This is a genomic window from Bacillus sp. VA13 (assembly GCF_055710085.1).
In genome coordinates, this window is the sequence record NZ_JBVQPP010000001.1 from 1,386,676 (window position 1) to 1,401,357 (window position 14,682).

The following is a 14,682-nucleotide window of genomic DNA, read 5'->3' on the forward strand; positions in this document are numbered from 1 at the left end:
AATTTTAAAGGAGGAAATCAATATGACAACACATTTACAAGCAGCAGCAACACTTCATAACGGAGTAAAAATGCCATGGTTCGGCCTAGGCGTATTCCAAGTGGAAGAAGGATCTGAACTGGTAAACGCAGTTAGAGCCGCCATTGTTCACGGATACCGCAGTATTGATACTGCCGCTATCTACGGAAATGAAGCTGGAGTCGGAGAAGGGCTTCGGCAAGGCATTGAAGAAACAGGCATCTCAAGAGAGGATCTGTTTATTACATCAAAAGTGTGGAATGCAGATTTAGGCTACGAGGAAACACTTGCCGCATTTGAAGCAAGCGTGTCAAAACTCGGTTTGGATTATTTAGATCTATATCTCATCCACTGGCCTGTAGAAGGAAAATATAAAGAAGCCTGGAGAGCGCTTGAAACTCTGTATAAAGAAGGCCGTGTCAAAGCGATCGGCGTGAGCAACTTCCAAATCCATCATCTTGAAGACCTGATGACGGCTGCTGAAATACAGCCTATGATCAACCAAGTGGAATTTCACCCGCGTCTTACACAAAAAGAGCTGATGGCATACTGCAAAAAACAAGGCATCCAGATGGAAGCTTGGTCACCTTTAATGCAGGGACAGCTGCTGGATCACCCTGTACTGGCAGACATCGCTCAAACATATAACAAATCAGCAGCACAAATTATTTTGCGCTGGGATCTGCAGCATGGCATCATTACGATTCCTAAATCAACGAAGGAACACCGCATTAAAGAAAATGCCAATGTGTTTGACTTTGAGTTAGCACAGGATGACATGAACCGAATCGATGCGCTGAATGAAAACCTGCGCGTCGGTCCTGATCCGGACAACTTTGATTTTTAATGACAAAAACACCGTTCTAACGAACGGTGTTTTTGTATTCTGCCCAGCTAGTGATGATTTCATCAAGCTGCTGTTTGGTCTCTGCAAGCGTGCCGCTGTTATCAATGACTTGATCTGCTCTTGCTGTTTTTTCCTCTAAGGGCATTTGGGCACGGATACGGCTGACCGCCTCTACTTCCGTCAGCTGATTGCGCTTCATCAGACGTTCCAGCTGAAGCTCTTTGGTCACACTGACCACAATAATTTTATTAACTAAAGATTCCAATTTGCTTTCAAACAATAGCGGGATATCTAATACAACAAATGCCTCGCGATTTGCTATGGCTTCATCACGGTGATTGAGCATTTCCTGCCTGACTGCGGGATGAACAATTGCATTTAAAGCAAGACGCTTTTGTTCATTTGTAAATACCAGTGCCCCAAGCTTTTTTCGATCTATATCACCGTTTGGGAGCAGGATGTCTTCACCGAATTCGTCAATGATTTGCCGGTAGGCCGGCATCCCTTTTTCTACCGCTTGTTTGGCAATGATATCTGCATCTATAACTGTTATTCCTTTTTCAATCAGCATATTGGCTACCGTACTTTTGCCGCTAGCTATTCCTCCCGTTAAACCAATGACTAAGGTCAAGAGATCCACTCCTTTTTACAATTTCCAGAGCCCAATCGTGATCAGCAGAAGCCCCGGCAAAAACGCCATCTTATCAATCCATTTCCACTTAGACAGAAAATGGCCGGCATTGATTCCGATTGATACAAACAACGAGCTCATGATTGCCACGGCAATGCTCATCACAATCGGTGAAAAACCAAGAATGGCTGCGCCAATACCTGCTCCGAAGGCATCAATCGATAAGGCAAATCCCAATAAGACCGCCTCAATTCCATTGATCACACCCGATTTGTCGATATCCGCACTCATAGGTTTTCTCAAAATATGAATCACAATCCCTAATGACCGAACCTCTAAATTAAGCAGCGTTTTTTCATGCAATAAGTATTCTTTGTCTTTTGCCGGTTTGAAAAATTGATACAGAACCCACGCACCGATTCCGACCAATACCAAACCGCCAAGCTTCTCCGTTACATATACAGGAAAAAACTTTGTAAGAAAGCTTCCGATCAGCATGGATATAAACATGACAGCACCGGAACAGCAGGCGATAATTAAAATCGCTTTAAACGGTATTTTCATTTTTCTCAATCCGTACGTAAATCCGACTGAAAAACTGTCCAAGCTGACAGCCAACGCCAGCAGCAGTATAGAAACCATTTGCATATCCGTTTCTTCCTTTCTGTTGGTGCTCTTGTATCAGATGTGAAATGCCCGGGATTCATCACAATCATATATATGGTAAAGTGAAAAATCCGTGTTTCGAAAATGGCATCCTCTATTACAGAGTTACTGATATATGCACCGACAGCTTGGACGATGAAGCATTATGCTACTTTTTTTTCTGGCACTTCGCGCAAAAATGCGTGCCCCTGCCTCCGACGACAATTTTTGAAATCATCGTTCCGCAATTTTTGCACGGCTCGTCTTTTTTTCCGTACACAAAATGCTGCAGCTGGAACATTCCAATTTCCCCTTGGGAGTTGATATACGAGCGGACTGTGCTGCCGCCCGCGTCAATCGCCTCCTGCAGGGTGTTTTTGATTTCAGCATGAAGTGTTTTGATTGTTTTGTCTGATAATTGATTTGCTTTCGTCTCAGGATGGACACCCGCTCTGAAAAGAGCCTCGTCCACATAAATGTTCCCGAGTCCCACAACTGTTTTCTGATCCAGTAGGGCGGTTTTGACAACACGGTTTGTTTTGGCAAGCCGTTCTTTTAAATATGCACTCGTAAATTCTTCTGCATCCGGTTCCGGCCCTAATTGAGAAAGAGGGAGCTCGCCCGCTTCCTCTCCCGGTTTAAATAAGTGCATGGTCCCAAACTTCCGCACATCCCTGTAACGAAGCTGTGTTTCGTCTGTCATCGTGAATATGACATGCACGTGTTTATCGTCTGGCTCCTCCGCTTGATGAAGCCCGTATTTCCCTTCCATTCGAAGGTGGGAAACCATGACATAATGATCTAAATGAAACAGCAAAAACTTTCCTCGTCTTCCGATAGACTGTATCGTTTCTCCTGCTAGATTTCGCGCAAATTCCTCCGGTTCGGCAGGCCGTTTGATGATATTCGGCCATCTGATCTCTACCGATTTGATTGTTTTTCCCTTTACAAGCCCGGTCAGAGTGCGCCGGACCGTTTCAACCTCTGGTAATTCCGGCACATCCATCACTTCCTATCTCTGTTTATTTCGCATCGTACCAAGATGGGCCTGATGCAAAGTCCACCTTTAACGGCACATCTAATGCAAGCGCATGTTCCATCACTTCAGGAACAAGCTTTTCAAGAATTTCAATTTCTTCTTGCGGCGCTTCAAAAATCAATTCATCGTGTACTTGAAGCAGCAGTCTTGCTTTCAGCTGTTTTTCTTTCAGCTTGGCAGCCATATCAATCATGGCTTTTTTTATAATATCAGCTGCGCTTCCTTGAATCGGCGTATTCATTGCCGTACGCTCCGCAAAACTGCGGATATTAAAGTTTCGGCTCGTCAGCTCAGGAATGTAACGGCGGCGATGCATAAGCGTTGTCACGTATCCTTTTTGCTTCGCGTCCTGAACTGAATCTTCCATGTACGCTTTTACGCCTTGGAAGCTTTCCAAATAGCGTTCGATGAATGCTCCGGCTTCCTTCCGGGTAATGCCGAGGTTCTGTGACAGCCCGTAATCGCTGATGCCGTATACGATGCCAAAGTTGACCGCTTTTGCCTGGCGTCTCATCGCAGAAGTCACTTCATCCTCGGCAACATGGAACACATCCATTGCCGTTTTCGTATGAATATCCATATCATTTGTAAAAGCTTCAATAAGATTTTGATCCTTTGAAATATGGGCAAGCACCCGCAGCTCGATTTGTGAGTAATCGGCTGCAAAAATAAGCCAGTCTTTTTCAGACGGAACAAAAGCTTGGCGGATTTTACGCCCTTCTTCAAGCCTGATCGGAATGTTTTGCAGATTCGGATCAGTCGAGCTGAGACGGCCTGTTTGCGTTAAAGCCTGGTTAAAGCGCGTGTGCACCTTATGCGAATCCGGTCTCGTCACCTTTAAAAGCCCTTCGACATATGTCGATTGAAGCTTGCCAATTTGTCTGTACTGCAAAATATAGTCGACAATCTCATGCTTGTCAGCCAGCTTTTCAAGCACATCAGCAGACGTTGAATAGCCTGTTTTTGTTTTTTTTACGACAGGCAGGCCGATCTTTTCAAACAAGATGACGCCGAGCTGTTTCGGAGAATTGATATTAAACGGCTCTCCCGCAATCTCATGGATTTTTTCTTCATATTCCTTCAGCTTCGCACCCAGTTCTTCACCCATTCGTTTTAAACGATCAACATCGACCTTGACGCCAGTTGATTCCATTTCGCCGAGAATAAGCGCAAGCGGCATTTCGAGCTCTTCAAACAGCTCAAGCTGATCGTTGTTTTCCAGCTCCTGAACAAGCTTTTCCCGCAGGCTTTGAATGGCTAACGCTTTTCGGACAAGATGCTCAGACAGTACATCTTCTGAAGGTACCGCCCGTTTTGCTCCTTTGCCATAAACTGATTCGTCGCTTGATACGATATGCAGGCCGTAATCCTTGGCCACACTCGCAACGTCATCATATGAATTGCCCGGATTGATGATATAAGCCGCAAGAAGCGTATCAAACTCCGCCCCCTTCAGCTCAATGCCCTGCCAGCGCAAAGCGACAACAGCCCGCTTGCTATCGAAAAGCCATTTCTTCTGCTCGTCATTTTCCGCCCATTCTTTAAACACCTTAGACTCCACGGCAATGTCTTTCGGAATAAAATAAGATCCCGTTTCATTTACGATCGAAAATCCGAGAAGCGGCTCTTCATGATAATTGTCGCCAATCTGTTCAACGACAAATGCGGATGGAGAAACCAATATGCCGCTTGTTACGTCTGTGACGGTTTCGACCTTAATTTCCTCTAATGCCTGATCCTGCTCTGCTTCTTCACTGTCTTCCCCAAGACGTTCAAGAAGCGTGTTGAATCCAAGATCTTTAAAGATGGCAATCACCTGTTCACGATTAAAGCCTTGATATTCCAAGCCGGAAACGGATACCTCAATCGGCGCATCCGTCATGATCGTCGCAAGCTCCTTGCTCATCAATGCCTGATCCTTAAATTCCTCAAGCTTTTCCTTCAGTTTCTTTCCGCTCACCTCGTCAATGGACTTCAGCAGCTTTTCCACGGAATCGAACTGTTTTAAGAGCTTAATCGCTGTCTTTTCTCCGACGCCGGGCACACCTGGAATATTATCCGAGGAATCGCCCATCAGACCCTTCATGTCAATGATTTGTTCAGGCGTAAGCCCGTATTTCTCTTTGACGTGCTCCGGTGTGTAAAATTCAACATCGGTAATTCCTTTCCTCGTAATGGCAACTGTTGTTTTGTCTGTTGCCAGCTGAGTTAAATCCTTATCTCCTGAGAAAATCTTTACTTCAAATCCGTCTTTTTCAGCCGATTTGGCCAGTGTGCCGATAATATCGTCGGCTTCGTATTGTTCCAGTTCGTAGCGGCTGATCTGATAGGCATCCAGCAGCTCGCGGATAAATGGCATTTGTTCGGAAAGCTCAGGCGGGGTTTTCTGTCTGCCGCCTTTATATTCTTTAAATGTGCCGTGACGAAATGTTGTTTTCCCGGCATCAAATGCAACCAGCATGTGCGTCGGTTTTTCATCCTCAAGCATCTTCATTAAAATCATCGCAAAGCCGTATACGGCATTCGTATGAATACCTTTATCATTGCTTAACAGCGGCAATGCAAAAAACGCCCGGTAAGCCAGACTGTTTCCGTCTACAAGCACTAATTTTTTTCGTTCCGTCATTCAATATCCTCCTAAGAAGCCTCAGGCTTCCATTCATCTCTTACATAGTCATTAGCTCCTCTTATTTTAACAAAGTTCAATTTGAAAGGAAAATACGTGAACTGAGGAGAAGACACAAAAAAGGACGGGAACACAAAATGGTTCCCGCCGTCAAAATTGGCTCCTTGGATGAAGGGGTTCTACTACATCCTACCAGCATAGGTTTAACAGTGCATGAAGATATTGTTAAACCTTTGTAAACATTAGGCGGACTTTTCAGCGGCCCGTTTCAGCGTCACTGTAAAGACCGTTCCCAGTCCAGGCTCGCTTTTGACATCGATTTTCCCTTCATGAGCCTCTATTAAATGCTTTACGATTGCAAGACCCAGGCCGGTGCCGCCCGAATTCCTGCTTCTGTCTTTATCTACGCGGTAAAAACGTTCAAAGATGCGAGGAATTTCTTCTTTCTGAATTCCGATTCCGGAATCGGCAACTTCAATCTGAATGTCTTTTTCTCTGGGCGTTACATTGATAGCTACAGAGCCCCCTTCAGGCGTGTAGGTTAACGCATTGTTTACGAGATTAAGAAATACCTGTTTCAGCCTGTACGGGTCGCCTGATACGTATAGCGGATCTTTCGGGACATTCAGTTGTAAGGAGATGCCTTTCTCATCCGCCTTATGCTTAAGAAGCGTTTCAATCTCACCAAGCATTTTGGCTGGTTCAAACGTTTCAATGCTGAGCGTAAAATTTTGCTGCTCGATTTTTGAGAGATCGAGAAGATCCTGAACCAAAGACTGAAGCCTTTCGCTTTCCTTTAGAATAATAGAGAGAAATTCAGAAAGCGCTTCTTTGTCCTCCATCGCCCCGTCCAATAACGTCTCCGTAAACCCTTTAATGGACGTAATCGGCGTTTTCAGCTCATGAGAAACATTCGCCACAAAATCCTTTCTCATCTGCTCTAATTTCTTCGTCTCCGTCATGTCATGGAAAACGAGCACAATTCCTTTCCATTCATCGTCCGGCCCCATAATCGGTACGCCGTCCACTTCAAAATAACGCCGTTCAATTTTGATCGGAAGCCTTAACAGTTTGCATTTCTTTGTCTCCGTCATAAAAATGTCTTCGACAAGCTGGATCACTTCTTCATGTTCAAATGCATCATGATAAAGACGGCGCAGCATCTGATTCGGATTGATATGAAACTGCTTGGCGTAAGCCCTGTTCACGAGATTGATAAAGCCTCTTCCATCAATCATAATCAGCCCAGAGCCGATATTTTCAATGACTGTCAGCAGCCGGTCCCGCTGCATTTCCTGCGTTCTCGTCATTTCCATCAGATCAACAGCAAGACTGTTCATCGCACGGCCGAGCTTATCAGAGCGCCTGATATAGCCGCCGTATGTCCTGGCATCGTAGTTCCCCTTGGACAGTTCTGTCGCTACGTTTGTCGCTGCTTCAATCGACCTTTTATAGCGTGAGGTCATACTGGAATAAAAATAAACAATGACGATAAAAGCGGTACAAAGACTGGCCGTCAGCATCCCCCACATTTCGCCTTTCAAGCCGTAGCTTTTTTTAGAGGCAGAAAGCAGCACATATCCTGTTTTTTCACCTTCGCTTCTAAGCGAGAGTCCGTAATAAAGCTTGTTATCCGCTGTTGAAAGAACACCCTCATGGCCAGAGACAAGCGCCCGCACCTTTTGAGAATCTGCTGCTCTCCCGTTTGACCCGTACAGCACCTTGCCGTCTGTATCGATAACGGATGCGCTCACATCAAGCGCGCCGCCTGCATCTTTAATGATTTTCTCATTTGCTTGATCATTCAGATTGCCGGCATCAAGAAGCGAAGCCATGTATTTGGCTTCTTTTTCAATGTGTTCCTCTGCTTTCCTTTGATCAGATGTTTCAAAGAGCTGCTGCAAAAACAGCCCGAGGACACTAAACACCAGAATCATACAGACAACGAGTACAGAAAAAAGGCGCACACGGTATTTATTCATTCATTTTTGGCTCCTCCAGTTTATACCCCAATCCCCTAATCGTTTTAATATAGATCGGTTTTTTCGTATTGTTTTCAATTTTGTCGCGGAGATGGCTGATATGCACATCAACAATTCTCGTATCTCCGGCAAAATCATAATTCCAGACAGCGCTCAACAAAAGATCTCTCGTCAGCACTCTGCCTTTATGTCTGCCCAAATACAGCAGCAGTTCGAATTCTTTCGGTGTCAGCTCAAGCTGATTTTCTTTAAAGTACGCTTCATAATGATCAGGCAGGATTTTCAGATCGCCAATTACGATCTGACCTTCAATTTCATCGTTTTTCATTTCACTAGAGGGCGCAGCCATTTCCGAACGCCTTAAAATCGCTTTGACTCTTGCATTTACTTCCCTTGGACTGAACGGCTTGGTCATATAATCATCAGCACCGAGCTCAAGCCCTAATACTTTGTCGAATTCCTCATCCTTCGCTGTCAGCATTAAAATCGGAAACATCAGTTTTTGCTGTCTCAGCTGCTTGCATACTTCGATTCCGTCCAGTTTTGGAAGCATCACATCAAGCACAATCAAATCAGGCTTCTCTGTCTCCGCTTTTTTGAGTGCTTCTTCCCCATCCGAGGCGGTAATGACATCATAGCCTGACCGTTCCAAATTGTACTGTAAAAGAGTAACAATAGATTCTTCATCATCCACAACTAAAATTTTCTTGTTCATGCTGTGCCTCCAGTATTATAATTCCCCGACATCCTATTTCTCTATTTTATGTCATCTTAACATGTTTCATGATTTTATTTTAGCGAAAGCAGGATATTCCGACAATTCGTCTTTTACATCATTTTTAAAAGAAATAAAGAAGATGATGACAACGCTTTCATTTATAGCAAAAAGAGAAAGGCTCTATCAAGCAAGCCTTTCTCTCTTTTTATTAAGATAATACTTTCATGACATTTTTGACAGATTCAACTGATTTATTCAGCTGTGCTCTTTCATAGTCTGTCAGTTCAAGTTCAATGATTTGCTCAAGACCGTTGCCGCCTACGATTGTAGGAACACCAAGGTAGATGCCTTCATAGCCGTATTCCCCTTCAAGATAAGCAATTGTAGGAAGGACGCGGCGCTGGTCTTTCAAGATCGCTTCAACCATTTCTGTCAGAGAAGCCGCAGGCGCATAATACGCGCTTCCGTTTCCAAGAAGATTTACGATTTCGCCTCCGCCTTTTCTAGTGCGCTCTACAATTGCGTCAATCCGTTCCTTCGGAATGAGAGTTTCAAGCGGGATACCGCCAGCATAAGAATAACGCACAAGCGGCACCATATCGTCACCGTGGCCGCCAAGAACGAAACCAGTCACATCTTTCACTGACAGGTTTAATTCCTCTGCCACAAATGTTCTGAATCTTGCCGTATCAAGCACACCGGACTGGCCGATTACGCGCTCTTTAGGGAAGCCTGATTCTTTGTACACCGCGTATGTCATTGCATCAACAGGATTTGTCAGCACCACAATGATAGAGTCAGGAGAATATTTCACGATTTCTCGTGTAACGCTTCTCATAATTTTTTCATTTGTAGAGACTAGATCATCTCTGCTCATACCAGGTTTTCTTGCGATACCGGCTGTAATAACAACAATGTCAGAACCCGCTGTATCCTCGTAATTGGATGTGCCCGTAATTTTTGCGTCAAAGCCTTGAACCGGGCTTGCCTCAAACATATCAAGCGCTTTTCCCTTTGTCGGGTTCTCCAATTGCGGAATGTCAACAAGAACTACGTCTGCCAGCTCTTTTTGAGCGATTAAAAATGCAGTTGTCGCTCCGGTAAACCCTGCTCCGATAACAGAAACTTTTTTACGAGTATTTCCCATGTCTCTCTTCTCCTTTATGGCTAGTTTTAGGCTGTTTCCTTGCTTAGTCCATGTTTTTAATCAGTTCTTCTCCGAACTCTGAACATTTCACTTCAGTGGCGCCGTCCATTAATCTGGCAAAATCGTAAGTTACGACTTTAGAAGCGATTGTTTTTTCCATAGATTTGATAACCAAATCAGCCGCTTCGTTCCATCCTAAATGCTCAAGAAGCAGAACGCCTGAAAGAATAACTGAAGATGGGTTTACTTTATCAAGGCCTGCATATTTAGGAGCCGTTCCGTGCGTCGCCTCAAAAATCGCATGTCCTGTTTCATAGTTGATGTTCGCTCCAGGAGCAATGCCGATTCCGCCGACTTGCGCAGCAAGAGCATCAGAGATGTAATCTCCGTTCAGGTTCATTGTTGCAACGACATCAAATTCGTTCGGACGCGTTAAAATCTGCTGAAGGAAGATGTCAGCAATGCTGTCTTTGACAATGATTTTGCCTGCTGCTTCCGCTTCGCTTTGCGCTTTGTTGGCAGCGTCTTTTCCTTGTTCTTCAGCAATGCGGTCATATTGAGCCCATGTGAATACTTTTTCGCCGTATTCTCTTTCAGCAAGTTCATAGCCCCAGTTTTTGAAGGCGCCTTCTGTGAACTTCATGATGTTTCCTTTGTGAACTAGGGTTACTGATTTGCGGCCGTGCTCGATCGCATAATCAATGGCTGCTCTGACCAAACGGCTTGTTCCTTCTTCAGAAACAGGTTTAATGCCGATACCTGATGTCTCAGGGAAACGGATTTTGTTGACGTTTAACTCATTTTGCAGGAAGCTGATGAGCTTTTGCACTTCTTCAGAGCCTTTTGCGTACTCGATGCCTGCGTAAATATCTTCTGTATTTTCACGGAAGATGACCATATCAGTATCTTCAGGGCGTTTTACCGGTGACGGCACTCCAGTAAAGTATCTTACAGGTCTTAAGCAGACGAATAGGTCAAGCTCTTGTCTGAGCGCTACGTTCAAAGATCGGATTCCGCCGCCGACAGGTGTCGTTAACGGGCCTTTAATCGCGATGAAATATTCGCGGATCACATCTAATGTTTCAGCAGGCAGCCACTCACCTGTTTTATTATAAGCCTTTTCTCCGGCATAAACTTCTTTCCACGTAATTTTCTTTTCGCCTTTGTATGCTTTTTCAACTGCTGCTTCCAACACCTTCGAAGCCGAGTTCCAAATATCAGGACCGGTTCCGTCTCCTTCGATAAACGGGATAATCGGGTTATTTGGTACGTTTAATACTCCGTTAGAAACTGTAATTTTTTCACCTTGTGCCACAATAAAAACCTCCCAGTATGTAATTCATATTTAGAAAACATTTTATTTTTCCTATATAGAAAACAAAATGATTTTTCTCAACATTCAATGAAAGTGTAAACCACTTTTGATGTTCTGAACAAGAGGCTAACCTCATTAACGCAAGCCAGCCTCCAATGGTTCTTTAGGCTCTTTCTTCAATCGGAACAAATGCTTGTTTATCAGGGCCTGTGTAATCTGCCCGCGGGCGGATCAGTCGATTGTTGTCATACTGCTCAAGAATATGAGCAAGCCAGCCGGACATTCTGCTTATAGCAAAAATCGGTGTGAACAAATCATGGTCAATACCGAGGCTGTGATAAACAGAAGCCGAATAGAAATCAACGTTAGGCGGTAGCTTTTTCTCTGATGTGACGATCTCTTCTACGCGAATCGACATCTCATACCATTTGCTTTCGCCTGTCAGGTTGGTCAGGCGCTTGCTCATTTCTTTCAGATGCTTCGCGCGCGGGTCACCATGCTTATACACGCGGTGGCCGAATCCCATGATTTTTTCTTTCTTTTCAAGTTTGGCGCGGATGTACGGCTCAGCGTTTTCTACTTCACCGATTTCTGTCAGCATCTTCATCACGCCTTCATTTGCACCGCCGTGAAGAGGACCCTTCAGTGCGCCGATTGCGGCAGTAATGCCTGAATAGATATCAGAAAGTGTTGCGACGCAGACCCTTGCTGTGAACGTTGACGCGTTCAGCTCATGGTCAGCATGTAAAATCAGCGCTTTGTTGAAAGCTTCAACCTCAATTGGCGAAGGCTCTTCACCGTTTAATGTGTAGAGAAAATTCTCGGCAATGCCGTAGTCTTCTCTCGGTTCAACAGGTTCAAGGCCTTTGCGGATTCTGGAAAACGCTGCAACCAAGCCAGGCACCTTTGCCTGAAGGCGGATCGCCTTTCTATAGTTGGCTTCCGGGTTCATGGTATCAGCCTCGCTGTCAAGCAGGCCTAGTAATGAAATTGCTGTCCGAAGAGCAGCCATGGGATGAACATTTTCGAGGGAATAAGATTTGAAGTGCTCAATAATTTCTTGCGGAACGACAGCTTCCTTTGCAAGCTGCTGCTTTAACTCATCAAGCTCCTTTTTGTTCGGCAGCCTTAAATGCCAAAGCAAGTAGATGATTTCTTCAAAACTTGCATTCTCTGTTAAATCATCGATATCATACCCCACATATGTAAGGGTATCGTCAATAATAGAACTAACAGATGATGTTGTTGCTACAACCCCTTCTAGACCGCGTGTCGCTGTCATATATAACATCTCCTTTTCAATAAATTTCCCCTTTAAGAGTGTTGTAAAAACATGAGGCTTACTTAAAAAGCATGATGCAAGTATTTCTCTCCCCCTAAAAGAAAATGCTTACATTTTACTGCCTGCTTCTACTGAAACCCTTTGCTTATGAAAGAACATAACAAATTCTTATAAGCTTATTTAAGTTTAAGCCTATTCTCATTATAAACAATAATCAGACATTTGTTAAATGTTTACCTATAATTTTTTTTTTCGTTCTGTGTTTTCCCCGAAAAAACGCCTTTATTTGTGGGTTTTTGCATATAAAAAAAAGCGGCCTGAGAGCCGCTTTTTTTATGAAGTGAACAGTTTTACGATCTGCATGGCTAAATAAGCAATCCCCGCTCCGATCAGCGGTCCCACCGCAACTCCGCCAAAAAGCGCGACTGCAAGAATGGTCCCGATCACAAGAGCAGTTGTAATATGCGGGTCATTTTCCAGCAAGGTCAGGCCGTTTTTGGCAATCAGCGCCACTGCAATTCCTGCTCCCAAGGCGATCCAAGCGTAGGAAGACCGCACTGCTTCTCCAAGCTGCTTAAATCCGATTTCTCCCGTGGCAATCGGAACAAGAACAGCGATCGTGATAATGGTCACTCCCCAGTTAATGCCTTTTGACTGGATGGTTGGAAATAATTTCTGGTCAAGTCCAACGATTTTGATGATCAAAAGGACGGATACAGCAAAGAGCAATGATTGGTTTTTTGCGATAAGTGCAATAGCCAAGAGTATAATTAAAAATAAATTCGCTTGTGTAAACACATGCCATCCCTCCTTAAAGATGAATGTATTCATATTCAGCCGGAGCGTGAATACATATAAAAAATAGGACATGCTGACGAGAGGAGGACCGATTTCGTGAATCAATCTTATATCACTATTTTATTCAGAACCCTCTTTGTCATATCAGTTACCGCAGGATCGATAGCTGCGGCCTATTATTCGTTTCCGTTAACTTATCCGTTCCTAATCGCCCTTATTCTCTCATCAGTGATTCATCCTGTTGTTGACTATTTGGACAAAGTGACAGGATTCCCCCGAACGGTAAACGTGCTGGGCGTGCTTGCTCTTTTTCTGCTCGCCGCCTTCGGCGTGCTCACCATTCTTGTAGCGGAAATCGTAACGGGAACAGCCTATCTTGCAAAAACACTGCCACCGCATATCAGCACGTTTATCTCATATTGCGAAAAATTATTTACGACTCATATCCAGCCGCTCTATAACGAACTGACCCTTTTGTTTCAAGAATTGGAGACCAACCAGCAGGCTTCCATCGTTACTCACATCCAGACACTCGGTGATTCCGCCGCTAAAAATGCCGGGCTGCTGCTGTCCCACATTCTAGAAATGATCCCGAGGTTTTTCGCGCTTCTTCCCAATACGGCGGCTGTTCTGATTTTTTCTCTCCTGGCAACATTTTTTATGACAAAGGATTGGCACAAACTGAAAGCGATGCTCGTTTCGATTCTGCCTGATCGGGTTACAGCTAACAGCAAGGCCATAAGCAGCGAATTAAAAAAAGCAATGACCGGTTTTATCAAAGCTCAGGCCGTTCTCGTTTTCATTACGATGGTAATTGTATTTATCGGCCTTTCTCTCTTAAAAGTAGAACATGCTGCAACAATTGCTTTTTTAATCGGGCTTGTTGATCTTCTCCCTTATTTGGGTGCGGGTTCCGTATTTGTGCCGTGGATTTTGTATTTATCGATTACAGGCCAGCTGCCTCAGGCGATCGGAATCGGTGTACTGTACCTCGTTGTTCTGATTCAGCGGCAGCTGACAGAGCCTAAAATACTTAGTAAATCTATCGGGATCGATCCGCTGGCAACGCTCATCGCCCTGTTTGCCGGTTTTAAATTATTCGGGTTTTTAGGATTGATTGCCGGGCCGGCTGTTCTCGTCATCATCCAAGCCTTCATCACAACAGGCGCATTAAAGGAAGTATGGTCCTACATTACTGTTCAACAAAAATAAAACAGCAGCCCATGTTGCATGGCTGCCGTTTTTTATTTGATGATGATCCGCTTGTTCTTCGACATCCCTCTCAGCCATTTGAACAGAATCGGCTTACACCAGCTGCGGGTAAACGGGATAAGCAAACAGGCGCCGGCCAAATCTGATAAAAAGCCCGGAAGCATCAGCAATAGACCGCCAATGAAAATGCACAGGCCGTCAGCAATCGCTTCCCCCGGCATTTTGCCATATTGAAGATCACGCTGAACCTTGTAATATACTTCGGTTCCTTGTTTTTTTGCAGCTGCTGCGCCGATAATGCCCGTCAGAATCATTAAAAGGACCGTCGGCAAAATGCCGATCAGCTTGCCTGAAAATAGGAATATGCCGATTTCTATTGCCGGAAATACAATAAAAAGCAAAAATAAAAATCTCATATCCAA

General features: G+C 44.4%; 12 protein-coding genes and 1 pseudogene. 2 read left to right on the top strand and 11 right to left on the bottom strand.

All coding sequences use genetic code 11. The features are described 5' to 3' along the window. Nucleotides 1–22 precede the first annotated feature (22 nt). Entirely contained in the window at nt 23–865 is an 843-nt protein-coding gene (locus AC0C66_RS07215) for an aldo/keto reductase (protein ID WP_461845647.1), read from the top strand. 16 nt (nt 866–881) lie between these two features. Here the strand turns inward: AC0C66_RS07215 and coaE are convergent, their stop codons facing one another. The 10 genes and pseudogenes from coaE to AC0C66_RS07265 form a co-directional block, all read right to left on the bottom strand. Then, complete coding sequence (gene coaE / locus AC0C66_RS07220) at nt 882–1,496, bottom strand: dephospho-CoA kinase (protein ID WP_072182758.1); 615 nt, start codon at nt 1,494–1,496, stop codon at nt 882–884. A gap of 15 nt (nt 1,497–1,511) precedes the next feature. After that, a pseudogene (gene ytaF / locus AC0C66_RS07225) lies at nt 1,512–2,162 on the bottom strand (sporulation membrane protein YtaF); the annotation flags it as partial. A 148-nt stretch (nt 2,163–2,310) separates the two neighbouring features. Continuing rightward, the gene (gene mutM, locus AC0C66_RS07230) at nt 2,311–3,141 is read right to left on the bottom strand and encodes a DNA-formamidopyrimidine glycosylase (RefSeq protein ID WP_072182759.1); all 831 of its coding nucleotides are present in this window, start codon (nt 3,139–3,141) and stop codon (nt 2,311–2,313) included. A gap of 22 nt (nt 3,142–3,163) precedes the next feature. Continuing rightward, the gene (gene polA, locus AC0C66_RS07235) at nt 3,164–5,806 is read right to left on the bottom strand and encodes a DNA polymerase I (RefSeq protein ID WP_461845648.1); all 2,643 of its coding nucleotides are present in this window, start codon (nt 5,804–5,806) and stop codon (nt 3,164–3,166) included. A gap of 242 nt (nt 5,807–6,048) precedes the next feature. Then, a complete protein-coding gene (gene phoR / locus AC0C66_RS07240) occupies nt 6,049–7,788 on the bottom strand; it encodes a sensory box histidine kinase PhoR (RefSeq protein WP_072182762.1) in 1,740 nt (579 codons plus the stop codon). Continuing rightward, a complete protein-coding gene (phoP, locus tag AC0C66_RS07245; RefSeq protein ID WP_003223561.1) occupies nt 7,781–8,503 on the bottom strand; it encodes a two-component system response regulator PhoP in 723 nt (240 codons plus the stop codon). Before phoP ends, phoR begins: the two co-directional genes overlap by 8 nt. Nucleotides 8,504–8,714: 211 nt before the next feature. Continuing rightward, nucleotides 8,715–9,653 carry a malate dehydrogenase gene (gene mdh / locus AC0C66_RS07250; RefSeq protein ID WP_003223559.1) on the bottom strand — a complete coding sequence of 313 codons (939 nt, stop codon included), beginning with the start codon at nt 9,651–9,653 and terminating at the stop codon, nt 8,715–8,717. A 43-nt stretch (nt 9,654–9,696) separates the two neighbouring features. Next, nucleotides 9,697–10,968, bottom strand: coding sequence for an NADP-dependent isocitrate dehydrogenase (icd, locus tag AC0C66_RS07255; RefSeq protein ID WP_003223557.1), 1,272 nt, complete (start codon nt 10,966–10,968; stop codon nt 9,697–9,699). 163 nt (nt 10,969–11,131) lie between these two features. Continuing rightward, a complete protein-coding gene (gene citZ, locus AC0C66_RS07260) occupies nt 11,132–12,250 on the bottom strand; it encodes a citrate synthase (protein WP_014114751.1) in 1,119 nt (372 codons plus the stop codon). Nucleotides 12,251–12,583: 333 nt separating this feature from the next. Continuing rightward, the gene (locus AC0C66_RS07265; protein ID WP_014114752.1) at nt 12,584–13,048 is read right to left on the bottom strand and encodes a DUF441 domain-containing protein; all 465 of its coding nucleotides are present in this window, start codon (nt 13,046–13,048) and stop codon (nt 12,584–12,586) included. A gap of 96 nt (nt 13,049–13,144) precedes the next feature. On the opposite strand from AC0C66_RS07265, the gene ytvI reads away from it, so the two are divergent. Continuing rightward, nucleotides 13,145–14,260, top strand: coding sequence for a sporulation integral membrane protein YtvI (gene ytvI / locus AC0C66_RS07270; RefSeq protein ID WP_014114753.1), 1,116 nt, complete (start codon nt 13,145–13,147; stop codon nt 14,258–14,260). A 32-nt stretch (nt 14,261–14,292) separates the two neighbouring features. Here the strand turns inward: ytvI and AC0C66_RS07275 are convergent, their stop codons facing one another. After that, nucleotides 14,293–14,676, bottom strand: a complete 384-nt coding sequence (locus AC0C66_RS07275) for an FxsA family protein (RefSeq protein ID WP_003237784.1) — start codon at nt 14,674–14,676, stop codon at nt 14,293–14,295. Nucleotides 14,677–14,682 lie beyond the last annotated feature (6 nt).

Bases quoted from the DNA above. Each gene is read 5' to 3' on its own strand.
- citZ (WP_014114751.1), bottom strand. From the start codon at position 12,250: ATGACAGCGACACGCGGTCTAGAAGGGGTTGTAGCAACAACATCATCT.
- AC0C66_RS07275 (WP_003237784.1), bottom strand. From the start codon at position 14,676: ATGAGATTTTTATTTTTGCTTTTTATTGTATTTCCGGCAATAGAAATC.
- phoP (WP_003223561.1), bottom strand. From the start codon at position 8,503: ATGAACAAGAAAATTTTAGTTGTGGATGATGAAGAATCTATTGTTACT.
- AC0C66_RS07215 (WP_461845647.1), top strand. From the start codon at position 23: ATGACAACACATTTACAAGCAGCAGCAACACTTCATAACGGAGTAAAA.
- phoR (WP_072182762.1), bottom strand. From the start codon at position 7,788: ATGAATAAATACCGTGTGCGCCTTTTTTCTGTACTCGTTGTCTGTATG.
- mdh (WP_003223559.1), bottom strand. From the start codon at position 9,653: ATGGGAAATACTCGTAAAAAAGTTTCTGTTATCGGAGCAGGGTTTACC.
- polA (WP_461845648.1), bottom strand. From the start codon at position 5,806: ATGACGGAACGAAAAAAATTAGTGCTTGTAGACGGAAACAGTCTGGCT.